The organism is Xanthocytophaga agilis, assembly GCF_030068605.1.
Taxonomy (GTDB): domain Bacteria; phylum Bacteroidota; class Bacteroidia; order Cytophagales; family 172606-1; genus Xanthocytophaga; species Xanthocytophaga agilis.
In genome coordinates this window covers 131549-155516 of record NZ_JASJOU010000008.1, presented here as the reverse complement: position 1 = coordinate 155516, position 23968 = coordinate 131549, and the positions used below count along the sequence as shown (strand labels likewise).

20 protein-coding genes and 1 pseudogene are annotated in these 23968 nt (G+C 38.0%); 4 read left to right on the top strand and 17 right to left on the bottom strand.

Features of this window, described 5'->3' with window-relative positions:
* Nucleotides 1-1215 precede the first annotated feature (1215 nt).
* The 5 genes from QNI22_RS22160 to QNI22_RS22140 all read right to left on the bottom strand — a co-directional run bounded on the left by QNI22_RS22160 (nt 1216) and on the right by QNI22_RS22140 (nt 4894).
* Nucleotides 1216-2364 carry an ATP-binding protein gene (locus QNI22_RS22160; protein ID WP_314514034.1) on the bottom strand — a complete coding sequence of 383 codons (1149 nt, stop codon included), beginning with the start codon at nt 2362-2364 and terminating at the stop codon, nt 1216-1218.
* A 554-nt stretch (nt 2365-2918) separates the two neighbouring features.
* A complete protein-coding gene (locus QNI22_RS22155; protein WP_314514033.1) occupies nt 2919-3494 on the bottom strand; it encodes a peptidoglycan recognition protein family protein in 576 nt (191 codons plus the stop codon).
* Between the two features lie 49 nt (nt 3495-3543).
* Nucleotides 3544-3729, bottom strand: a complete 186-nt coding sequence (locus QNI22_RS22150; RefSeq protein ID WP_314514032.1) for a hypothetical protein — start codon at nt 3727-3729, stop codon at nt 3544-3546.
* A 374-nt stretch (nt 3730-4103) separates the two neighbouring features.
* A complete protein-coding gene (locus QNI22_RS22145; RefSeq protein ID WP_314514031.1) occupies nt 4104-4358 on the bottom strand; it encodes a hypothetical protein in 255 nt (84 codons plus the stop codon).
* 119 nt (nt 4359-4477) lie between these two features.
* A complete protein-coding gene (locus QNI22_RS22140) occupies nt 4478-4894 on the bottom strand; it encodes a hypothetical protein (RefSeq protein ID WP_314514030.1) in 417 nt (138 codons plus the stop codon).
* A gap of 485 nt (nt 4895-5379) precedes the next feature.
* On the opposite strand from QNI22_RS22140, the gene QNI22_RS22135 reads away from it, so the two are divergent.
* Nucleotides 5380-5826, top strand: a complete 447-nt coding sequence (locus tag QNI22_RS22135) for a hypothetical protein (RefSeq protein WP_314514029.1) — start codon at nt 5380-5382, stop codon at nt 5824-5826.
* Nucleotides 5814-7091, top strand: coding sequence for a hypothetical protein (locus tag QNI22_RS22130; protein ID WP_314514028.1), 1278 nt, complete (start codon nt 5814-5816; stop codon nt 7089-7091). Before QNI22_RS22135 ends, QNI22_RS22130 begins: the two co-directional genes overlap by 13 nt.
* 404 nt (nt 7092-7495) lie before the next feature.
* Here QNI22_RS22130 and QNI22_RS22125 read toward each other — a convergent pair whose 3' ends face one another.
* From QNI22_RS22125 to QNI22_RS22075, 11 genes are all read right to left on the bottom strand, one after another.
* A complete protein-coding gene (locus QNI22_RS22125; protein WP_314514027.1) occupies nt 7496-9109 on the bottom strand; it encodes an AAA family ATPase in 1614 nt (537 codons plus the stop codon).
* Between the two features lie 72 nt (nt 9110-9181).
* Nucleotides 9182-11104 carry a hypothetical protein gene (locus QNI22_RS22120; RefSeq protein ID WP_314514026.1) on the bottom strand — a complete coding sequence of 641 codons (1923 nt, stop codon included), beginning with the start codon at nt 11102-11104 and terminating at the stop codon, nt 9182-9184.
* 239 nt (nt 11105-11343) lie between these two features.
* The gene (locus tag QNI22_RS22115) at nt 11344-11571 is read right to left on the bottom strand and encodes a helix-turn-helix domain-containing protein (protein WP_314514025.1); all 228 of its coding nucleotides are present in this window, start codon (nt 11569-11571) and stop codon (nt 11344-11346) included.
* A gap of 305 nt (nt 11572-11876) precedes the next feature.
* Nucleotides 11877-12326 carry a hypothetical protein gene (locus QNI22_RS22110; protein WP_314514024.1) on the bottom strand — a complete coding sequence of 150 codons (450 nt, stop codon included), beginning with the start codon at nt 12324-12326 and terminating at the stop codon, nt 11877-11879.
* A gap of 366 nt (nt 12327-12692) precedes the next feature.
* Nucleotides 12693-13274: a hypothetical protein gene (locus QNI22_RS22105; RefSeq protein ID WP_314514023.1), complete on the bottom strand. Its 582-nt coding sequence runs from the start codon at nt 13272-13274 to the stop codon at nt 12693-12695.
* Between the two features lie 380 nt (nt 13275-13654).
* Nucleotides 13655-15850 (bottom strand): VapE domain-containing protein, encoded by a 2196-nt coding sequence (locus tag QNI22_RS22100; protein WP_314514022.1) that lies wholly within the window; start codon nt 15848-15850, stop codon nt 13655-13657.
* Between the two features lie 538 nt (nt 15851-16388).
* Nucleotides 16389-16907: a BT4734/BF3469 family protein gene (locus QNI22_RS22095; RefSeq protein WP_314514021.1), complete on the bottom strand. Its 519-nt coding sequence runs from the start codon at nt 16905-16907 to the stop codon at nt 16389-16391.
* Nucleotides 16908-16963: 56 nt separating this feature from the next.
* Complete coding sequence (locus QNI22_RS22090) at nt 16964-18571, bottom strand: DEAD/DEAH box helicase (protein WP_314514020.1); 1608 nt, start codon at nt 18569-18571, stop codon at nt 16964-16966.
* Between the two features lie 15 nt (nt 18572-18586).
* Nucleotides 18587-18943: a helix-turn-helix domain-containing protein gene (locus QNI22_RS22085; RefSeq protein WP_314514019.1), complete on the bottom strand. Its 357-nt coding sequence runs from the start codon at nt 18941-18943 to the stop codon at nt 18587-18589.
* A 736-nt stretch (nt 18944-19679) separates the two neighbouring features.
* Nucleotides 19680-20282 (bottom strand): hypothetical protein, encoded by a 603-nt coding sequence (locus QNI22_RS22080; protein ID WP_314514018.1) that lies wholly within the window; start codon nt 20280-20282, stop codon nt 19680-19682.
* A 211-nt stretch (nt 20283-20493) separates the two neighbouring features.
* A complete protein-coding gene (locus tag QNI22_RS22075; RefSeq protein WP_314514017.1) occupies nt 20494-21153 on the bottom strand; it encodes a hypothetical protein in 660 nt (219 codons plus the stop codon).
* A gap of 77 nt (nt 21154-21230) precedes the next feature.
* Here QNI22_RS22075 and QNI22_RS22070 point away from each other — a divergent pair.
* Nucleotides 21231-21647: pseudogene (locus tag QNI22_RS22070) on the top strand (SMI1/KNR4 family protein); the annotation flags it as partial.
* 119 nt (nt 21648-21766) lie between these two features.
* Nucleotides 21767-22396, top strand: a complete 630-nt coding sequence (locus QNI22_RS22065; protein ID WP_314514016.1) for a hypothetical protein — start codon at nt 21767-21769, stop codon at nt 22394-22396.
* Nucleotides 22397-22464: 68 nt separating this feature from the next.
* On the opposite strand, the gene QNI22_RS22060 is transcribed toward QNI22_RS22065, so the two are convergent.
* Nucleotides 22465-23859 carry a TlpA family protein disulfide reductase gene (locus QNI22_RS22060; RefSeq protein ID WP_314514015.1) on the bottom strand — a complete coding sequence of 465 codons (1395 nt, stop codon included), beginning with the start codon at nt 23857-23859 and terminating at the stop codon, nt 22465-22467.
* Nucleotides 23860-23968 lie beyond the last annotated feature (109 nt).

The window sequence follows — 23968 nt, the reverse complement described above, 5'->3', positions numbered from 1 at the left end:
TTTTGTAATCTCAAAATATTTTCCCGGAAAAAGTGAAATTCATTTTACGATTTTGGCAATGTTTATTGGCCTACCATTAATGAGTGTCTGTATGTTGTTGATGAAAGAGACATACATGATGCTGATAGGGATTGTTTATGTGTTCTTTTTTATATGGGCAGTAGAATTATTAATCAAAGCTCTGGTTTAGTACTCTATATCAGATCAACAAAGGAGATATTTAGATAAAAAAGTTATGTTTAAGCCCTCATTTTATACTATTTCGATTTATATATTTTTAAAATATCTGGTGTTCTATCTGTTTCTAATGTTGAAAAACCAGGATTTTTATCTTATAAATCCTGGGATTACTAGTGGAGCAGGTTTGTTTTATTATTTATGGATGTTTCTATTTTTACCTGTAGTGACTATAGTTGTCTTTTCAGGGCTATTGTATTTTTCTTTCAAGGTGAATAGGTTAATTCATTTTATAACGATACTAGTTGTGTTTCTTGTAGGGGAGTACTGTCTGTATACTTATCTGGCATCTCAGACAGATGCAATGAATGGCATATATAATGAGATTATCAGTGTCTTTGTATTTATACCGTTCTTTTTCAGGTATATACGCACTTTTTTTGTTCTTAAAACAACTAGTTAATCTTCTAGTATAGGTCAAATAAGTATTCTCAATCCTGAAGTTGTCAAGACAACTACGAATTCAACTTCGAGGATACTTATTCACAAAGTAATGAAATTAAAGTAATAGAGGTTGGACAACCATGAAACAAGATATAATTAAAGCGTGTATGATAGCTGTTTTTTTATTAGTATAATTTTAATTTTCTATTCTTCTACCTTAAAAACCAAAAGTTATAATGCTCAGGAAAACTATTGGGAACCATTCGGAAAGAATGGGCAGGTGGGTAATCAAAGGACAGTAGTAATTACAGAGAATAACTATGTAAATGGGTATATGACCGCTTTAGGAATTATTGCGGGAGCATCGATACTAAGTCTGGTTTTATGTTTGAATAAGGAGCGTGATTTTGTTAACAAGTAGATCATTTATCAATGCATTAATAATAGTAAAGCCGATCTTTCACAGGATCGGCTTTTTCTATTTCTTATCGTTTCCATGCTTGCCTGAAATACCGTTCATATCCAAACGGATTACGCCACTCGATATTATATCCGGGAATAGTTAGCTGCTTGAGCCATGACGAATTTATGCCTTTAAGTCTGCGTCAGGGGAAGGATGATAGAAAAAGTAGTTCCTTTATCGGGTTCGGAATTTACACTGATACTACCTTGGTGGCTACGCACAATCTTACGACAATAAGCAAGGCTTATATCGCTACTCTCAGATGCCTGGTCATAAGAGAAATGATTCAATACATCAAAAATTTTCTCTTGTTGCCATTGGCTCATTCCTATGCCATTATCCTTTACCTGAATCTCAACAAATTTTGCTCCTTCTAAGGGTGGTACCGCACGGATATGGACTTTGACTTGCCGCTCTGGCTGGGAAAAGCGAATGGCATTACGGATTAAAAATACAAACAGTTGAATCATTTGCTCAGGTACTGCTTCAATAACAGGCAAATTATCCAATGTTAGCACTATAGATCTTTGCTTTAGTTCCATTTCAAGGTCAACCAGCGCTTCCTGAATCAGTTGATTTAAATTAACTTTTGCAAAATCCTGCCGTTTATACGTAAAATCCGAATAACGGGACAAATCCGCTACTATTTCAGTGAATCGCAGGGCTTTTTCATTTACTTTCAATGCCAGTGTCTTTGCCTTCTCATTTTGGTTTTGTTCAGTAGCCGTGACGAGCATGGTAGTAAACATGCGGAGCTGACGCAGAGGTTCTCTCAGGTTATGACTGGTAATGAATTCGTACTGTCGTATTTCATCCTGTGCATCATTTACTTGTCGGTTCAGATTGTCGATACGGGTAGTACCTTGTTCAAGGAGTTGAATGCTTTGCAGATAAAATGCAATCAGGTCGGCAAACAAATTGAACATACCGATTGTAGTCTGATTATTTAGCAGCGCAGGTTTGGGATCAATAGCACACAAAGTCCCAAAGAACTCTCCGTTTTTGAGTTGGATTGGTACTGATATGTAACTCTCAAAGCCATACAGTTTGGGTGTATGGTGATTCCGGAAATACTCATCTTTTGCTACATGGTCTATCACAACAGATTGATTATCGTGGCGCACCTCGTTACAAATAGTTGTTTGGATAGGTAGTTCTTCACCTGATTTGAGGCCAAATGCAATTTCATCGTGTACGCTGCAAGCAATCCAGTGTTTCTCAGTCACTCGGGCTACAGCTGCAAATCCCATACCTGTACTTCGACAGATAACTTCCAGCATGTTTGAAATGATGGGGATTTGCTTTACCCTTTCTACGTCAGCTTTTAGGTGGCTTAGCTCACTGTTCATTCTTACTTACTTATTTATATTTATACCTTTACGACAGATTATTAATAAGATAGATTATTAACAAAAAGTAGAAACAATAGTTTAAAAATCAATGGCTTAAAGATAAAAAGAATACTTTAAGAAAAGCCATTATTTCTCTCAGACACTAATTTTTATCATAGAATTTTAATTTTGAATACATCAATACCAAAGGAAGAAAAGACAGATTGTATTCTACTTTCAGGATAGTATATACTCAAACATGGTAATGCCAATGTATACACCTTTGTTGAACTTTAGTCTTTATTTTTTGACACACCGTCTATCTGGAAGTGTACTAAGTCTTTACTGTATATGAGTCACAACTTTGCATACGATACAGCATGAAAAATGGATTTTATTAGAAAAGCTGCTGAGACAGATATCGGATGAGTTCTTTAAACGGCTTGTGGAATGAACTCTGTCTTGCTGTTGGATAAACAAAGTAATCTTTTATCGTTATCTATTCATCGTTTCCACGCCTGCTTAAAATAGCGTTCATAGCCAAACGGATCGCGCCACTCGATGTTATGCTCGGGAATGCCTAGCTGCTTGAGCCAGGATGGGACAAAGAAGCTCGGACAACCTTTGTTGTCAAACTGGTTATGTCCGGCAATCTTGACATTGGGTGCATACCCTAATACTTCACCGATAATGTCTAACATGGTTGAGATCTGCTGAGGGGTACGGCTGTCTAATGGCGCTTTGTGGGAAGAGTCCAGGCCACCTACGTAACACAGGTGTCTGGAAATGGAGTTAATGCCTGCTACCCCGTTTGTAATCTCGAAGGTGTCAATTATCTGGTCGTTGTTGTGTTTGACAAACTGGTGACGGGAGCCATCTAGTAAGATCAGATCCGAGTAGCCGACTTGTTTCCATCCGTTACCATAGGGTTTGGGTTTGGTGTGCCAGCGTTTCACATCGTCAGGGGAGATCCAGCGTCCGGCGGGAGTGGCGGTGCAGTGTATAATCAGGTATTGGAATTTCATAGTGATAGAGCTAAATGTATGGGTTGAAGAAAGGAAGGATGGGGGTGATGCCATCCTCGCCAAGGCAGCCTGTCCCGCTACAGTGGGATGGCATGCTTCTGTGTTACTTAGGGTCTTTCATGGAGAAGAAACCGACTGTTGAAATAAAGGCCAGCAGCGAAACGAACGACTGTGTGTCTATCCGGTTAACCAGCCAGAGAATGTACCCTGAGAAGGTAAATAAACCCAGGGTTGAGGTTTTCCAGTTGTTTAGCACAAACTGGATGTAATCGTATATTGATTTTGCCATAGGGGTTTAAGGGTTAGGGGTGATGTAATTGCCTGTTTGCCATTCGAATGATTGGGATTATTCCGAAATCCTGTAGGGGCGAACCCACGTGTTCGCCCAGATTGTCGCAGGGAATGTTTGTATTAATCCGACAATGTAGGGGCATCCCCTTGCGGGTGCCCGTGTTAGGCGCAAACACTGTATGGTATAATCCGAAATGGTTGTTTTCTAAACCTAATCATTCGCGTTCGGAAACCGGGCAGGGGCAAGCCCTGCCCCTACAGGATCGGAATACCACAAACAAGGTTTGCTGGAACCAGGGCGACCGCCAGTCGCCCCTACACGGTTCGCATTGTTTGTGCCATTCCAGGTGATTCATGCCGATGCGTGATAGGTTATGGCCCTTTGCAGGTATCCACAATCTGAAACACAGGCGCATAGGTAAAGCTCTTGACATGTTTAATCTTCTCCACATCCAGCGGTTGCACCGGATGGGCTGCTACCTGTTTGGCTACGATCTGCTCGATGTGGATATAATCTATCACCTCACAGGTGTAGACCTCATCAGGATTGAGCCTGTGCTCTGTAAAGATGCCTACAGCCAGGCCCAGCACAAAGCATAAGGCTGCTACTAGAATACGTATAGTCATGAGTGGATTCAATGGGTTAGTGAAATGAATAGGTATACTACACTGTGGCCTGAAAGAAAGAAGCAGTAGCCAGGTGGTCTACTGCTTCCAGGTGGCTGCCTCTTAGCTAGTGTGTAGAACTAGGCTGGTAGAGTAGCCTTGTGAGTGGTGATAGAAGACATAGAGCCATCTACTACCGACAAGCGTTGCTCAATCTCATCCAGCTGGGATTCATACAATACCACGGCTGTAGTACCGTATTGTAACTTGCGTTGTTCGGCTGTGAACAGCTTGTATTCAGCCTTTACTTTACGTGTCTCCATCTCGGTCTTGGTAGAGCCTTCGGGCAATACGGCGATGATAGCTGTTAGTGAGTCTACTTCTGCCTGGGCAGAGGCAAGGGTAGCTTCGATGTCAGATGCCCGGTCGGAGGCATTGTCTCGACTACGGGTTAGTGAGATTTGTTTGTACTCCAGTTCGCCTTTCAGGTCTGAAAGTTCGTCGAGTACTTTGTCACAGTCTGCTTTGGATGTCAATAAGGTTAGCGTTAATGCCATAAATGTATAAGTAGTTGAATAGTGAAACAAGATCACCAGTCAGTGTCCGGACTACTTGCTGATTGACTTTACAAATATCGGCATTATATCCATGCGTTTTAGAGCGTAGTTTTGATTATCAGAACTACGCTCAAAACACAGGTTTGACTTACTTTTGGTTGGTTTTGGTTACTGGGTTATGAATCTATATTTTGAATGTTTGATCACTTGAACAGTAGGTACCTAGCCAATAAGTTTTGGAGAAGTTTAAATATTTATATGATTAAAGAGAATAATAGAAAGAGTCTACATGACATAATAATTATCATTAAAAAGGGTGTTTTTCACGTTTCTTTTCTTATAATTTCTACAGATTATTGCACTGATTACCCTATATAACTCTTTAAATAGATGAATAAGAAAGATGATGTGGCAGTGAATACATGATCTTGTATACATATGAGTAATTAAATAGAAAAGGTGAACAGATAATAAAGCCTAATGATATGTCAAAACAACTTTCTGAATATACAATTACTGCCAAAGTATCAAAGAATGGATCAGTAAAATATCTAATACATGAACAACATCGAAATACGAGTTTTAAGAACAGGAAATCTCAATGGCTAATTTCGGAGAGTGATGAAGTAGCTTGTTTCGATAATGCTTATAATTCAGGTTGGTTGGACGGCAGTTATGTTTGTTGGGGATTAAAAATAGATACCAGCAATAGCTTGGAAGTAATTGGTCATGCTACTGATAATACAGAATTAAAGATTGCTAAGTTTGTAGATTCTAATAATAATGAGGCTTGGCATGGTTATCCTGCTCATTATCAGGATAAACCACAGGATAGACCAAGTGAATCAATTCTATCAAAATGGGTAGTTGGTAACTTAATAAGTAAATCGAAAATGACTAAAATACTTAGAGGAATAACATGCAACCTATAAAAATTATTATTCGAGGAAATTATTTCGATTGCCAGATCTATCGAGGAAGGTTGTATTTATGGACTTTTAATGGGGATCTGAAAGTTTATGATTGGGAGCAACTAATATACTCATTTATTGAAAAGGGTATCGACAGTACTATCCTGAAATATGGCTTTTTGTTTGGTAGTCGTCTTTATCATTCACTTGTGAGAGATTTGTTAAAAGATCAAGATCTGACAACAGTATTGTATAATAAGTTTAATAATGTAGTTGGCCTGCTATTAGAATTATCGGAGGACGAGATAGAAGCGTTTTTAATAGGAGAACAGGACGTCCCAAATAAAACTTTACCTTCAGATACTGAAATATATAATAACAAGTTATACTACATAACTCAAAAAGGTTTTTTTGCAAATGAGGTACATAATTCAAAAACAAAAAATCCCGTAAGTACTAAACAAAATAAATTATGGGATGCATCACTATTTTCCATCAGAGCAAATAAATATCCTCAAATTGCTTTATCTGGAGGAAGTGAAGGTTTATTTGAATACAATATGTTAAATGGAGCATTACCAGCTTATGAGAGTAAAAAAATAGAAAAAATACCTATTTTTCAAGTTAGTAAAAATCATTCTTCCTTTGCAAACTATTCTTACTTAAGTATTTATAATACTTCATTAGTTGAAAGTTCGTATATGTCAACATTTGGGTGGGTGAACTTACAAAATAAAGAAGGAGATATTATTCAAGATGAAAGGGGTAAACCAATATACAAACGAGAGTTTATACAGAATATTTCTGAGTTAGAAATATTTAATTCAAAAGGAAGAGATTTTAATAAAAAATATATAAGCTGGGGAATTGGGGATAAAATTTATAAGGCTACAGAAGATGGTTTCAAGGTTGTAAAATTTAATAATTATGCAAATATAGAAAAAGGAGAGAGTGAGTTCAAAACTTTAAAGTCTGTCAAATTAGCTCCATGGAAAGGAGATGTAGTCTATGGTGGAACTACTTATTTTGGTAATATTATTGAATGCGAAAATGCATTGGTTGTAATTCAAAGTGATAATGAATCTTTTACTATTCCAAACGAGATAACAAGGTGGAGGACATATCCTAGATCAATTAATTATGGAAACCACCTTCATGTAATCTTGGATGATAGATTAGAAATTTATTCATTTAATCATGATTACTTTGTATCTCAAAATACAAAAAATATTGGAATAGAATTTGAACCTAAAGATAGTCAAATAGAAAACATAACTACTGATTAAATGAATCCGATTTAAGCATTTTTGTGAATCGTACAGATGATTAGAGTAAATACAATAAAAAATACATTTTCATTGAAAGTGTTGTGTAAAGGAATTATGTTAATTATAATTTTTTATTACTACTAAGTTGTTGAAATGTGGAAAACTTGAGTTTCTTGCTATCATCTTTGTTCTAGGTATGTTGATCTTAATAGGCAAATTTATTTGAAATTTACACCTCTTTGATTACTTTTTAAGAAGTGATTTATAAGCTATATTTTGATTCTAGGTTAGATATATTAAGAATGTTAATTGTGTTTGTTTTTAAGCTTTTAGACAATATAGACAATATCTCTTAGTCCCAAGAAGCAAGGGAATAGATTGTCCGCCTTCCATTGCCAGACCTAGGTTATTTTCCGCCCGTGTTATTGTCTTTGAAATATACATTGTTCTAATTCTGTGTAAACTTTCATTTCTTCCGTTATATATTGAGACAATGTCAACTTGAATGTTTCAGGATTGATACTCGTTGTTATACCACAATAGTTTTTAATTCGTCCAGTCTCATCTTTTAGGTTTTGGTCAGTAATATTGGTTACAAATTTGTCGTACTCTGTTTCATTGAATGCTAAACCCATCGTGTTACAATAAGCAGATAGTACTTCTTTGTCATAAAGATAATTTTCGATTTCCCAACGCTTCATCATTCTGAAATGTTGAGGGTTATTTTGTAAGTATAATTGTCTATCATTTTCGTCATTTTGTTTTCCAGAGGATGTATCTCGGTCTTTTAATACAAGTATTTCAATATCTGAAAATACTTTTGTCAATATTGCTAATGCAATTTCACTTCTTTGGTCAAGTTCGGTATTACCACCACTTGAAATAAACAAGGTATCATGATATTTTTCACCATAAATAGTATTAAAAACCTTGGCATCAAATCCTTTTTCTAATCCATTCATACCTGGTCGGTCTTTGCCTTCACAATAAATAATGCGTCTAGGACTTACTAAGCCTGTGAGGTCATCTAATGCAGTTTCAAAAATTTCCTTCCATTTAAATAAAGATTTCTTAATTGGAGTAAGTACTTGCTTTGTTGATGCCCAGTTTATTCCTTTCTTAAACTGTATGACTTGGCAATCATCTTTTAAGTCTTCTTGCAGGGCTCTTAAAAAACCTATACTGTGAGTAGCAACCCATAATTGGCAGTTTTCTCCTATCAGATTGTTGATTTCAATCAAAAGTTTTTTTTGAATTGATGTATTAATATGAAGTTCAGGCTCGTCGATTAAAAATATGGTGTCATTATATTCCTCTCGCCTTAAATATAAATCTAGTAAGATATCAACAACCTCTTTTTCGCCAGAGGATAGCACATTGAACTCAAATTCTTTTGTATGGTCTCTTTTAGTAAAGTATAAAGTTCCTTGTCCTGCCTCTACATTTCCTATTCCCGTTATTATTAAATCTAGACATTTTGAAAGTGAATTATTTAAATCTCCAATGATTTTTGCTTTTGCCTCGCTTGGTTTACAATCTGCAAAATGCATATATGCATTATACTTTACATTTAAACGCCTATAGTTCTCCTCCATTTTATCATCTAGGTCTGGAGAAAATGCAGCACCATAATTATTAAGATTGATTTCTGAAATAGCTTTAGTTTCTTTTATCTTGAGGTTACTATTGTATCTATATGGGCTCCTAAATGAAAAAATCGTATTTCCTTTTGAAATTTTTGTGTTAACTACAGTTTGAAAACTTCCACTAGTAAATTCAATGAATACGTTATTCTGATTAAAAGAACTATCTTGGAACATTGAGTGATATTTATAGTCTCTTGGATTTTTATAATCTGATTTTCCAATTTGAACTCTAGTGCTGTTTAAATACAACATTCCATCAAATACACTACTTTTTCCACATCCATTTGGTCCAACAAGAGCAATAATTCTTTTCGGCTCAGGCCCTAAATCAATTGTTAAATCATAAAATCTTTTATACCCGTTTTTTAGTTGTATTTTTCTAATTCTCATTTTTAGATTTATTGGTTTAATTTAACTACTAAACTACCAACTACAAGGTAGAAAACATTAGTAATACTTGTTCTATTCTTTATTGCCAAGTATATCGGTTTCGTTAATTAATTTGTGTGTTACTAGAACTGTAATTGAATGTGATACAGTTTTTCTAATAATTAAATACTTGTTAAGTTGGTTAATTAGTTCTGTAGAATTTAGTATTGAAGGCTGAATATCATTAATTGATAAATATTGATTGCTAGCTGATATAATATTTTGGTATTGCTTCTCAATTTCTTGAAGTATTTTCTTATCAATAGGTGATAAAATTTCTCTATCTGTTATCGGGTATTTTTGATTAATATTAGAAGCGATACTTTTTGCAATTTCATCCCAGTTCTTAAGAGTAACTAAGTAATCTTTTTGCAATAATTGGAGTTGTTCTTTGCGGACACTATCATTAACTTTATTAATTTCTGTTACAATTAGATTTGCTTTCTCTTTACAAATTATACAACAAGGATATTCTTCAATTTGGGCATTTAGAAAGTTGGCTTTTTCTGCATCTGTTTTTAGTTTGTCAATATTGAATGCTTTTTTATATAAAACAATTTCGATTTTATTAATCAAGTCATTGTATTTGGGATAAAACTTTGAACTAGTTATTTGAGTTGTAGATTTATTACTATTTTGCTGTTCTTGTACTATATTATTATAATACTCCATTGATTGAAGATTGCTACACAATTCAGATTCAGTAAGTTTGGATAGGTCTGTTTTGGATAATTCAAAATACTTTTCTATTACATTTTTAGCACTTTTCAAGTCTCCATTTATATAATCATCAATTTGATTAAAAAGTATCCTATATGCTTCTTGGTAATTGTTCTCAAAGTAAGATTTTCTCTCATCAGTTGTCTTATGTCTTTCACTTTCATTTAGATAACTTTCCATTATGATGAAATAGGAGTTCATCAAGCGGCTGATAACATCATTATTTACTTGATTAATTTCTTTATCTCTAGTATAAACCATAAAATCCTTTTTCATTGAAATTGCTTCCTTAAGGTTGCTTAATAAAAAGGATTCAAGTTCTTTTTTCATTCCTGAAAACTCAACGAGTTTACTTTGTCTGTTATTCAGATAATTCTGATCTATTTCAACGTTTTTAATCCAATCTGTAGGGAGAGAATAATATGATTTATATCTAACGACAACCAAATATGGATTTTTCGTATCTAAAGAACCTAAAATTTGCTCTAATGTTTGTTCTTTATTTTTTAAATAAGCTAATAAATCATTTCCCGCAGTTTTAAAATCCCATTTTATTTGGTGAATAGATACTGAATAAATTTCATATTTGTACACATCTGATTGTTTGATTATGGGTATTATGAATTCATTTGTTATGGTTTTTTCTTGGGCTATTTTTTTAAAATATTCTGCTCCCTTTTGTACATTTTGTAAAATCTCATTTGCCCCAAAAGGTCCTTCTTTAAGGGCAAGCGCGGTTTTGAACAGACTAGTTGATATTTCAAAAGCTTGTGCCGCAATTTCATTTGCAGAATTCCCTGTGATGGCTTTAAGTCTTCCTGTTGCATCTAGAGGTTTATATATTAGATCTTCATCTTTTATTTCATCTAGAACTCTCCCCATATTAGATGCTACAAATTGTTGACTATTCGGTTTCGTCGCATCTAATAAATACAATGGTATGGTCAGCAACTCTTTACTTTTAGGATGCTTAATTTCAACAGACAAAAAAACGTATTTTGCATAGTTATTCGCTTTTAAATGATAGATATTTCGCTCTTTTCTCGTCAAAGTTGCCCCTGAAAATAAATTCGGAAGTAGTGAGCCATTAACTAAATAGATTGAAGCCGAATTATATCTGTAATCAGGAGAAAGTATTTTTGGATTTTGCCATTCTGATATAATCGGAGCATCAATTTTTTGTCCAAACGAATTTATTGTAACTAAAGTTAAAATAAGGGTTAAGATGTTTTTCATATTATTCAATTTTCTATTTGAAAGTGCGCTTGTTTTTTGACCAATGTGTTGCAACTTCATTGATAATTTCAAGTATATGACTTATAGCATGAGATTTTAACTCAAAATATAACATATATATTGATCCAATACTAACCTGTTTCTCTCGTCTGGACAATACCTCATTTGAGGTATTTTTATTTCGTTTATATTCCATTAAATACAAAACGATAATAATAATTGTTAGCGTTTTGTATCTATCAGTCCATTTTCACCTCCCCATTCCCAGTCATCAACCAATTCAAATTCACATCATAGGTTACATGCAGGCTGTAGAGGAAAAAGCAGGAGGGGAGGCTCTGGCCTTTTTCCAGTTGGGATATGTTACTTTGGCCTAGTCCCATGCGTTGCACAAATTCGCGTTGAGGGAGTTTGGCTATTTCAGTGCGTACATATAAAATGCGTTGGCCTATCTTTTGTAAATCCATTGGTGTTAAAGTTATCGTTTGTGAATAGTTGTTTTGTTGCGCATAGTTAGGGGCAAATTGATTTTTGAACCGAACTATGCGCAGTGTGTGTTTTGACGTGAGTTATGCGTAAGGCATTTTCTGCTGCGAATTCCACGCAGCATTGGGACTGAAGCCTCGGTCTGCGGTTTGCTCGGGTTAGGATCGGTTTTGTCGTGAACTATGCTCATGGTTGTTGCTGCGCATAGTTCACGGCAGAGGGCTTGCTGCGCACAGCTATGCGCAAGAGTGTAAAGCTAGTGCAGGGTGGTGCCTGTCAGGATTGTTTACCGAAGTCTAAACCCATAGCTGTGCTGGTCTATTATCCATTTATTCAACACTGTAAATGCCAGCTTGAAAGCGGCCGTTTCTGCATCATATCGGTTGAGATAGTATTCGGTACAGGTCAGCTCTTCCGGATCTGTGAGTTGGTAGTTAGCATTGGCGTCTTGCCCGATCTGGAAGGTATAGACGGCCTGTTTGTCTTTCAGTGTGCCTGTTACATTAATCACCAATCCTTTGGACTGAAAGAAGTCATAGAGCATGTTGGTGTAGCGTTTGTTTCTGCCGGATAGTGCCAGCTTAATTGATGATTTTTGTGGGGCGGGATGTTGTATGCCCCAACTTAGAAAATCCAGATAGGCCAGGCTGTAGCTGTGCGTCACTTTACGCCAGAAGGTGGTGGATTCTTTGTGACTTTCTTCGTATTGATCGTATGCGTTTGTGTCGAAATACATATGGGTGTTGTTGGGTTTTAATTTTATTTAATTTAATTGTGTTTGTTTATAGCCCCTTTCTTTAGTCTTCTTGTGGCTATTTGTTTTTTGCTTGTCTCTTCCTATATTGATTTATAGTCTCTATCATCCTTCTTCCTACCATGTTACTTTTTTGCTTGTCCAAAAAAGTAACCCAAAAAGGACACTTTCTGCCGAACCTCCCCCGCGCAAAGCCAGGGGCTTTCCTCGCGGCAGAAAGAAGGCCAGCGCACAGTTACAACGATTCGCGTTGAAAGGAATCTTTACTCTCTTTGTAGCATCCAAAAGATGCTATGCTGTTTTACAAAAGATCAACCAGCACATGGTACAAAAAGACTAGTAGTCACTTCAATCGTGGTTGGTAGTGTAGGTGCGTAGGGATAAAAATTCCGCGGGCCTAGCGATGGCCCTGAGCGGCGAAGCTTTGGAATTTTTTGCCCTTTTTTGCTTCGTTTTTTGGGCAAGCAAAAAATGAAGAAGCCTATGGAAGAGAAAAGTAAGGGACAACAAACCAACATAGGAACACACACGCAAATATGTGAAGGCAGCTAAAAGCCCTGGACAATAGAATAACATAGGAAGAGTGATCATATAGCCTGTATGTATAGCAGTGATTAATTGCTTGAACTCGTCATAACTGTGAATAATGTGATAATAGCCACCTTGTTCTTCAATTCTTGCCTGAAACAGTTTCTGCTCCTCGCTCTGGATTCCCTCTTGTGATTTTAACTCAATGAAATGGCCTGTAGACGCAAAGAAATATTCCAGGTCTGCAACACCCCTCACAACTCCCATAGATCGGTTTAAAGCGCCTTTAATCGCGTTTTGGGAGGTGTTGTTATTCATGTGTAATAAGCCTCTGTAGTGAGGGAAGGTGTTCCAGTGCCATTGGAAGCATAAGCCTTGTAAGCGGGATTCGGTGGGTTGCATAGGTATGGTATAGTTTAAATAGTAAATGACTGATACTGAGGTTGGTTACACTATCTACACTAGGTTACACTAGCGGTTACACTTCTAAGTGGCTGTAAATGAGGTCGGTTACACTTCTAAGTGGCTGTAAATGAGGTCGGTTACACTGGTTACACTTGTTTCTTTATACACGTGTATATATAATATATATAGTAGTATAGAATAGGGTATATATAGTGTGCTATACTCTCCCAGGAATTTTACGAACCCCAAAACAAGTGTATCCAGTGTAACTTGATTCATTATCAAAGACTTAAAGTGTAACCTGAAGTGTAACTATGTGTAACCGACAAACTGCATGTGTAACCCGAACCCGGATTTTGGCTGGTTAGAAAGGGTGCTTATTTAAGACTATGACGTTTGTCTTCGTCACACAACACCCAGAATCCCCGAATGGATTTGCCGGAAAGCTTGATCGGCTTGCCCTTGTTGTTGTCAAAACCCAGTGATTTCATAGCCCTGCCAATCTTATCCGGACTCAGGTTTTTATAGGTACTGTAGATTTGAAGAAAATGACCAATGGTGGTCGATGAGACAAAAGCCGATCCGGAAGCCTGTGGAGTACAAGGAGTAAAGAACTTGATAATTAGCTCTTCCTCCTTTGACCGCAGGCGGTATTCTTCGGCTACCTCATTGATGCGTTGCATCTCTTCGTCAGTCATATCGGTGTCAACGCCCTGGATGTACAGGTGATAGGCTTCTTTCCAGAGTTCATATTTGTCTACCGCATTGTATATGTCCCAATTGATGCCTTCTGTCACCTCAATCACCCCAAAGCGGCGATTTCCGGTTGTATCTTCCAGAAAGTCTACCTCATTGGCACAGCCCGCAAAGTTGACCAGGCGTGGCTTGTTCTGACCCCGTCTGTCGTAGTTGTAGCGCATAAACACCGTAGGTTGGGTAATCATGGATTTCATGCGTTTGTAGCCCATCTTCACAATGCTGTTAAACTCCTCGTCAATCGCTATCCAGGACGAGCTCATCACCAGGTCATCCTGGTAAGCACGTTCTCCAAATACATGTGGTGTGATTAGTTCGGTGCGGCAATACAGATTATCGGGCAGCAGCTGTTTGATCCATGCACTTTTTCCAGCTTTCTGCTTGCCTGCCAGTACCAGCATCACACAGCTATGCACATCAAATGCCGATCCTACACAACCTACCAGCCACTTGCGCAGCACTGTAGTGGCAAAGTCATGACCATGCTTGCAGCGCAACGATTCGGCCAGACGCCGGATATGGCCTGTAGTAGCACTACCCATGCCTTCGAAAAAGTCTCTCAACGGATTAAACTCTACAATACCTGACGACTTCATATAATCAAAGACCATGTCTTTGCCAATCGGCTGCAAAATCTTGCGGGAGGCATCAATGGTAATATCAATCAGATCTCTTTCGGTCTGGCGTATATAGTTGCGGTACACTTCCTGATTGAGTACATTGCGTTTGAGATCAGGCTGATATTCTTTGAAATACTTTTCGAGTCGTACCCAAAGCGGAATCCGGTCTTCGTCTATATCCTGAGGGGTAGCATATACCTGCTCTACTATAGGCCGCGCCATCTCCGGATCAATGCCATGGACCTGTTGCAATACATTGACAGTTCCCTCCACGGTATTGCTTCCATTCTTTCCCAGTTTGGCCGACTGTACAATGGCTTTGGTTTGTTCGGAAATAATGCTGATACCATGCTGCTTGCAATACCACAGAAAGGTGGCAATGGTGACCTTCTTCACGCTGGTAGCATTGTGTCTGAGGCAGGCAGAGTACTGCTGATCAGCCTTTTTTGCATCATACAGTGACGAAAATTGACTCACTGCCAGAAAGCGGTCACGGCCTATTTCGCCAAAGTAATCAGCCAGAGCAAAGCCAATAGAGCACCACTGGTGGTAGTTGCCTGTAATGTCGATTTGTCGGCTTTGTATCTGATCAAATACATGGTCTATGTCATGACTGCCAAAGAAGATATTGCGCGTATCGGGCTTTTTCTTTTCCTTTTCAGGATAGAGTTTAAACACCTTCGAATCTTCCATCACCCGTAGGTCCGGATCATAGCTGACAAATCGCAGACGAGACACATTGCAACCGCTGGGGTCTACGATCAGTCCATAGGTCTGGAAATAATACTGCGACAAGCCATCAAAGGCCAGCTTGTGTTTTTTGCCATCGATGCGTACTACCACACACAAGCCTTTGCCCCGACAACTGACAAACTGGGCATAGGTATATGGATCTTGCTCAAGCAAGGCTTTGACTTTGTCCAGATCGGTTACATCGTCCAGGTCAATGGCTATAAAGTTCGAATGCTGCTGCAGGTGAGTGTCTGACTTGCCGTCTGTAAACACTCCGGAAATGGTTACGGCAGGCAATTTCTCTTTGAGCTTTTTCTGGTTGTCTTCATTATTGCAGGTTCGTACTTTCTGCACCGCATCTTTCCAGGTGCCGTTTTGTATGTTTTCCAGGAAGGTTCGAAGTGGGTAGGCTTGCCCGGTTTTCGCGTATGCGTGAGGGAATAAGGTTATGGTATGGTCTTTCATGTGTTTTCGTAAGTTGGTTGATTTGTTGCGTGTTCCTATGTTGTTTTATTGTCTCTTCCTATATTGATTTATAGTCTCTATCATCCTTCTTCCTACCATGTTACTTTTTTGCTTGTCCAAAAAAGTAACCCAAAAAGGACACTTTCTGCCGAACCTCCCCCGCGCAAAGCCAGGGGCTTTCCTCGCGGCAGAAAGAAGGCCAGCGCACAGTTACAACGATTCGCGTTGAAAGGAATCTTTACTCTCTTTGTAGCATCCAAAAGATGCTATGCTGTTTTACAAAAGATCAACCAGCACATGTTACAAAGAGAATTGTGATCACTTCAATCGTGTGCGGTTAGGTAGGTGCGTTGGGCTTCCTTTTCCCGCGAGGTTGGCCCTTGGCCATGCGGGTTGGAGGATCGGGAAAAGGTGTCCTTTTTGGGTTACTTTTTTGGACAAGCAAAAAAGTAACATGGTAGGAAGAAGGATGAAAGTGATTATAAACCAACATAGGAAGAAGAATCAAAAGAGATAAGTGATAGGAAAAGCATGTATCTTAAGGAGTAAACACCTCTGCCTTCGGATTGCTTCTCAGATCCGGGTCATACGTCACATACCGGAATCGTGTGACAAACTGATCCGATGGGTCGGTGATAATGCCATAGACACCCTCGTAATACTCGCTCAGCGCCTGATACACCTTCATATGGTCACTAGCTGGAATGCGGACTACCACTGTCAGTGCCTTGCCGGAATAGTTCTCAAATACCGCATAGGTATATTTGTCCAGAGCCAAAATCTGTTTGCCTCGCTGTAGATCCCGAAAGCCCTCTACGTCCATTGCGATAAAGCCCGAATGTTGGATAAGTGATAATCCGTTTGTATGTATAGAGAACAAACCAGAGATAGCGACTATGGGAAGAGAATTGCACGAATCGGCCTCTGACACTCCCTGACGGATCGGTTCTAGCATTTCGCGCCATAATCCATCCTGGATATGGGACAGGTAAAGATCTACTGAGTAGGGTTGTGTGGTTAACGCATCGATAGACGAAAAGAAACTAATGGTTGACATATAGGTAGTAAGAGATATAAGGGGTAGAGAATAGTTTTTGCACTGTGTGTGCATGATTATCCATATAAGGTCGATTTCAGCCTTGGCGTGTTAAAATCGCGTATAATGCGTTTGTCTTCCGTTTGGGTATATTCTTGCAGGCGTTTGTCTACCCAGCCAGGCCGATAGCCTTTGAGCTGAGCCAACTCTTCCAGGAGAGGGCGTGGGTTATCGCGTTCCATGATACGGTGTATAATCCAGTTTGCCTTGTAAGGCGTTCCTGTGTAGCTATTGCCTATCTGAGCCCGCTGGATCAGCTCGGCGACACTCATCTCTGACCAGCTTTTTTGCTTGAGATAGCTCCAGTCGATGGAGACTTCTTCTGTATGAACATGTTCCGATTCGCGCTGCTCCTGAGAGAGGCGTTCAAACTCATACCCACAATGTGGACAGGTAACACAGCTCAAGGCAATGATCGACTCACACTCCGGACACTTTTTAGTAGGAGCAATCTCAAGGGTTTTCTGAGCCTTGCCCGTCCAGAACAGATAACTCCAGTCACGCGGCTCATGCCACAGACCATGCTCATCCAGATTATTGCCCATATCAATGATGATAAACTCTCGCTTACTGGCCGTAACCCGTGCCCCACGCCCACACATTTGCAGGAATAGGGGCAGAGACTGGGTAGCTCTGTTGAGGATAATACACTCCACACTGGGTTCGTCAAATCCGGTAGTGAGAATGCCACAGTTGACCAGAATCGCTCCCTCTGTGCCAGAGAACCATCGTAGAATCGCCTGACGCTCGGCATCGGGAGTTTCGGAGGTAACATACCGTACCTGTGCATGTACCTGACTAAAAGCCTTAGCGGTAAAGACCGTATGCGGGATATTGACACAGAAGATCAACGTCTTTTTACCTAAGGCGTGGTTTTGCCAGTTGGTCACACAGCCATGATAGAGTTTGGGTGTATGGAAGTCCTGATATAGCTCATTGTTCTTATACTCGCCATCAGAGCCAGTAGAGGCCGTGATTTCTATAGGTACCGCAAAATACCTGGGCTTAGATAGGTAGCCTGCCTCAATCAACAGGTGTATTTCTGTACCTACTACAATGTCCTCAAAGTAATGGTTGAGCGGTTCAAACTTACTGGCAGCAATAGGTGTAGCCGTAGCCCCAATCATAGGCAGATCCGGATGCTGGTCTATCACTTTGCGGAAATTGCCTTTATGCGCTTCGTCTATAATGATCAGCTTCAGATCCGGCAAAGACCAGCCTTTCTTGATTCGGCGGTAATAGGTCTCTACCATGGCCACCACCACTTTATTGTGGGGCATGTGCTTGGTTTCTGCACTCAATACACCTGCCTGTAATCCCGCTTTCTGAAGCGTTACAGCCGCCTGATGCAAGAGTTCAATGCGATCCGTCAGAATCAGTACACGCCCTCGGCTAATGCCTTCCAGTGTGCGTCTGGTAATCTCGGCAAAGGTGACTGTCTTGCCCGCGCCAGTAGGCAGGCACAGAATTACCCGTTTCTTGCCTGACAGATGTTTTTCTGCCAGTTTCACAATACTCTTCTGCTGATAGTCTCTCAGGGCCAATGCAGGCGTTACAGACACTGCATGTACATTTGGTAAGGGCAAAGCTTCGCCATTCACACCATTGGCGTGATCTAAAAACATATCCTGTGGCATGGATTAGCGGGTTGAGGTGGCTGACTGAGATTCTTCTTTCTGATCTGGCTTGTCAGACAGATGGCGTGCTACCTCCGTTTCCAGTTCCTGAAGTGTCTGATGTTTGCCATCCATAATCCAGGCTTCCAGTTCGGCCCGGCTGAAATACAGCTTGCGTCCCCGCTTCATATGCGGAATGCTGCCGGCACATACCAGATTGTAAATAGTGGATTGAGCCAGTCCTGTAATCTGCATGGCTAGTTCGATGCCACCGAGCTGCTTGTCTGCTGGGGCAGGAAGAATGGTAATCGATTGTAATTCAAGTAAAAGAGCCTCCACCCGGACTAGCCGTGTCAGGATGTCTTCAAAAGGATTAAACATGTAGGGAATAAAGGTTTGGGTAAAAACTGATTACACCAGAACCCCATGAGGAAGAATACCCGGAAACAACGGACAAAAGACACTGCTACTATAAAAAAGGTCAGTACAATAGGGAAATAAACTATCCCATGATTTTTTCGACAAATAGCCGTAAAAAAGTAGTTATGGATATTTACTTTTATTTACTTTTTATTACCTTTGTTTATGATTTGTTGCCTTCTGTAGCAAGAGCAAAGCCTCCACTGTCACACAGTAGTTAACAGATTCAGTTTATACCTCTACAGAATCAAACAAAGCAGTTTACTTTTTGCATTGTTTCTTTTAAAAATAAAAAACAGCCTTTCTGCATCGCAGAATAGTTGTTCACTAAGTCCAGCTGTAGTTCGGCGACCAAACTTCGCTACACTGGCGTGGGTAGGGATTCCTCTGGGAGTTCCTATTTTTATTTCTATAAAGTAAGGCTGTAAATTTAGTAAATCCCACCTTTATACCCAAGAGGCTGTCTTATATTTTATGTCTTTTTCGCATATTTTTTTATTGTAATTATATTTTTTGGAAAGCTTGCTTTTTATATTTTTTTGACTGGATTATATTTCTATGTTAAATATTATTATCCAGGAAAGTAATAAAGAAAATAATTGATATAAGGCTATATAAGGAAAGGTTATAGTGGTATAATAGGAGGGTACATTGCGTAAAAAAAGAGGCTGTAAAAGAGGGAGAACAGGTAACATACTTACTCCCTTTCATCTGTCAGATTATCTAACTCATCATCAAATAAATGCTCTGCAAAGGAAACCTGGAGATACGCTACCTGATCACCCCACGTAAATTTTGGTGACATAGCTTTTTCATCTTTCTGAGTGAGAATTTGCTTTAGGTTCTCATAATCATTACGTATTTCGTCTTTATCAATCCTTATTCCTTGCTTCCATTTATTACCAAACTTTTTTACAAAGGAGCAGAAATGAATCAGAAAGAAATCATGCAAATATAGATCTGAACTAAAATATTGGGGTGTTTCAAAAACTACCTTATTATCCCGATGTGATCTGTGCAAATAATAAATAGTATCCTCATTTTCTTTCACGGATATAAATTGAGAGCCTGGAACAGAAAGTGATATATCACCCAGGATATAATGTATATCTCCTTGGACATTTACAGATTGAATAAAGGTTTGGGGTAGAAATTGCAACGGATAATCAAATCCTAGCATTGGAAGACCAACAGTGCATAAAAATTCTTTGGTCTTTTTCGAAATATTACTATTCAACCCAATATGTGGGACATATTGTACTCTTCTTCCTTCAAATAAGTCGGGTAGTTTTTCTTTCATTGCTTTCATTAAAAAGGCAGATTATCCAGGTCATTCAAATACTTATTTTTAGAATCTTCTCCGTGGTGATCTTTATCGTTACTTTCTTCCTTTTCAGAAGCGATATCCTCCCATAAAAATGGACTGAAGAGAAGTAGAAAAATAAATTTTAATACAAAGTTCCTGTCTGCCAACGATTTATTATACTGATAGAAAAAGTTAACAAAAGTACTTAGCTTATCTTTTCATCAATTGCAATGGATATAAATTCTTCATATTGATGATATATCTCCCCTTCTAAAACTGCTAATTGTCTTTTCCAGTAAGAATGATCCGGCGAACCCTTACTATCCCAACCAAGGCCGTCTGGATCGGTTTGATGCATCAAATATACTGAGTTTACAATTTGGTTTTCCAGTATTTGATAAGGTAATGGTTCCTTCATGAAAAATGCTGCTTCTTCCATTTTTGAAAGTTCCATTTGAAAAAACAAAAATGAAAATAAGTTTTGATTAACAAGGCTAATTAAATTGGTAGTTACACCTAGATTATAAAATCTTTTATCTAAAAAGAACAAAGATTTCTTTTGAATATGCATGATTATGGTTTCGTCATCAAATCTTTCATTCAATGGATTACCCAGAACAATAAATTCTTCTTCTTGAATTTGAATCAATTGAAGTTGTTCAATGGGAAAGAAATTGAATCGTCTATTCATATAAGGTAATCCAATCGTACTAAGTATTTCTACCTCATCTCCATATAATCCAAGGGCTATCAGATCATCTTTTTTATAACACTGAGTTTTTCTTGATGACCAATAATCGTATAGTTGCTTTATTTTTTGATCCATTCCATTGATTTTATATATGCCTCCTGAAGGGTTTTGCAAACGATAGGTTTTTCATACAATTTTTCCTATATATTTTAGTTGCCCAAAATATGGCTTAAAGTAGAAATAAACTACAGGCAATGACTCTTGAAGAAATAGAACAGGTCGAGAAAAGACTGACAATACAATTAACGAATACATACAAAGAATTTCAACTGAATTATCCTGCTGAATTAATTGAGTTAAATTTACATGAGGAATATTTCATTCATAATTCAGATTACCTGATTGAGATAAATGAAATGTTAAGATCAGGCGGATTGCCACACGATTACCTGGTAATTGGAAATGATATGGCGGGAAACTATTACTTCATGAACATCAATGATTTGGAGCCTCTCGTCTACTATATGGACCATGATGCAAATTACGACACAGATGGGGATGATTTTAGTAGTTGGGAGGAAGTGATAGAGAAATACTTTACAGTAGAGTTTGAAGATTTACAGCAATTTAGTAAATGGCTAGTATACTTTTACAGTAGACAGAGGTAGGAGAAGTAAGCAAGAATAACTGGCTACTATCCAACACAGATACATGGTTTTTCTTTGCCTAAAGCTTTTTTTCAACTAATCTGCTTACCAGAAACTATTAATTAACTATTGCATCCAAAATGAGCATTTCACTGACCCCCTACATTGTCGATACTACACATTTAAACGAAGTGATCGGTCACAAAAAGAAAGATTATACCTTGTTTTATGATCATATATGGAGAGAGGTAAATAAAAGATTGAAATTTCATGATGTTAGTGGAATTACGGGAAAGATGATTTATGAAGACATCATTACCCAAAATTTTCGTTTTGCCGCTTATGAAACAGCATTCGTTTATAGTTTGGGATTAGAGGCGATGATTAAAACTAGTATCGGTTATCATGAGCATAGTAACGACACTAGGTATGAAAAGTTGCTGGCAGAAGGTAAAGCACCTGAAGACATCGCCTATCTTCAAAAAGCAATCCCGTTCCGACCGGCCTATGACTTCAAACGCAATTTATACAACAATGAGTGGGTACCCTGCAACAGTAAGGTAATGAATCATTTGCCTTACAAATGTCCTATAAATATTCCTTTGTGTGAAGACTATTATATCTCCACGATCTATAACCATGAGTTTGATGAGTTTCTAAAAAATCTGGACTTGAGTGATTGTACCGACCAGGCAGGTGATAAGGAGTTTCGTAGCTGGTTTGAGTACGCCAGAGAATACAAGTGGGATGTGGTGCTCTTTGTCTGGTAGATAGGTGGGCTCCCTGTTTGAAAACAGGGAGCCGACAGAATGATGTTTACAATTTTTCAGCGTCTGTGTTAATCTTCAATTACTTTTTGTATCCGTTCTTTGATATTTCCACTTGATGGCCTGGGTGCGTCTTTATCAATTAATTCTCCGGTTTTATTTATCAAATAATAGGTTGGAAATCCTTGTATCTGAAACTTTTGTCTGAATACTTTTGATTCTGTTTCATTTAAAAAGTATTGATTTTGGTTTAACTTCAAATTTTTAACAGCCGTTTTCCATTTTTCTATTTCTGAATCCATACATATATAAACAAAAGCAACCTCTTTATCATCAAAGGATTCATCTAATGAAATTGAATACGGAAATTCTCTTTTGCAAGGACCGCACCATGTCGCCCAAAAATCAACATATATTACTTTTCCCCGAAAACGTTCAGTCATATCTTTCAATACATTTCCTATTATGTTAGAACTTGAGGTTTGTTCTCCTAAAAATGTAACCGCCTGACTTTGCGTTTTGAATGTTTCCACCCGTTTGACAAATAATTCCCTCAATTTCTTATCCTGAATTTTAGTAACATTCCTGTTTATAAAATCCAGTGCATTCTTTACATCTGTTTTCAAAAGAATATTGAATAAATCAATTACAAGCACATCTCTTGATTTGGTAGCTTTCTCACTAGTAAGTAAGCTATCCAGCCTGTTTTGAAGATTTTTGAAACCTGCATAGTTTTTTTTCTCTGTAGGAATTAAATCGTGGAATCTGTATTTGAATATCAAATATTGATTCAGGTGTGCCCGATAAAATAAGGATAATAATGCCTGGTCATTATCAACTGGAAAAAGTGGGTTGTCCATCAAGTCTTTTTCCAATGGCAGATTGTTCATCTGTCTGTAGGCAGCATAGTCGATTAAATAATTTGCATTTTTGTAAAGAATATTCTCTTTCGTCCAGGTCTCAAAAATTTTTGAATAATTGTTCATTTCGTTAAATTTTTGAAAGTCCTTTAATTCGCGTTGAGTCCAGATAATTAACTCTTTTTTATACTCTTCTAGTGTTTTTCCTTCACAATTTGGGTTGAAATTTTCTTTATTGTTCTGCAAGAAATAGGTAAATATCTCTTGGTTAACTTTCGAATTTGACCCAGTGAACTCAATACGTTCATTTTTGCCGAATTTTATAAACAAGCTATCGCCAGGAGAAATAATCAGGTTTAATTTTCTATCTGCTTTTAAAATGACTTCATGTGTTTCCGTTATCGGAAAATCGATTCTAAATGTTTTCTTGCTTGTATCTACAAAGGCTAAATAATTAGTCGAATGGTCATCAAGCAGATTGGATACATCTAGTGAAATTATTTTTGTTGACAGATTATCAAATTGTCCACAAATGATAGCTGCTTTCTCTTGAGCTAGCACGCAAAAATTGAACAACAGAAATGTTGTAGTTACTAAAATTCTCATTGTTGGATCATGTATGTTATTTCTAAGAGGTACTCACCTACAAGTAAACAGGGGCTACGAAGTCACAACGAAGATTTTCTGGCTTGCTATATTTCTCAATGATAGATTT